Origin of the sequence: uncultured Roseobacter sp. (assembly GCF_947496515.1) — a bacterium.
Lineage (GTDB): Bacteria > Pseudomonadota > Alphaproteobacteria > Rhodobacterales > Rhodobacteraceae > Roseobacter.
Genome location: NZ_CANMDB010000058.1, coordinates 1 through 344, shown reverse-complemented (window position 1 = coordinate 344; position 344 = coordinate 1). Strand labels below are relative to the sequence as shown.

Sequence of the window (344 nt, the reverse complement as noted above, 5' to 3'; positions counted from 1 at the left end):
CTTCTTCGCACCGCTGCATGTGCCAAAACTCGTCCGCTCGACACGACGGCGGGTTTTTCACCAGTATCGGTCGTTTTTGTCACTAACCGCGGCGATCCCGCAAACAGTGAAAAATCTTGTGCCACAAACCCTTGGCGAAATACGGTTTGATATTGTCACGTTTTTGACCGCAGTCAGAGAAGCGGACATTGGCGCACTGTGCAGCATCATGCAACTTGGGCTCAAAGCGGATTTGCGGTAATGCGATGGGTTCGTAGCGGCTAGGGCGTCGGCTATGCGGGACAAGGACGAAACCGCTCTCGCGGTATTGGCGCTTGTGGCGGGTTATGCGCACTGAATTTGGC

1 protein-coding gene is annotated in these 344 nt (G+C 54.7%); it reads left to right on the top strand.

Going from position 1 to position 344, the window contains the following annotated elements; genetic code table 11:
- On the top strand, positions 1-241 hold a 241-nt coding region (locus Q1A53_RS23360), incomplete at its 5' end, for a hypothetical protein (RefSeq protein WP_299971819.1).
- Positions 242-344: the final 103 nt, after the last annotated feature.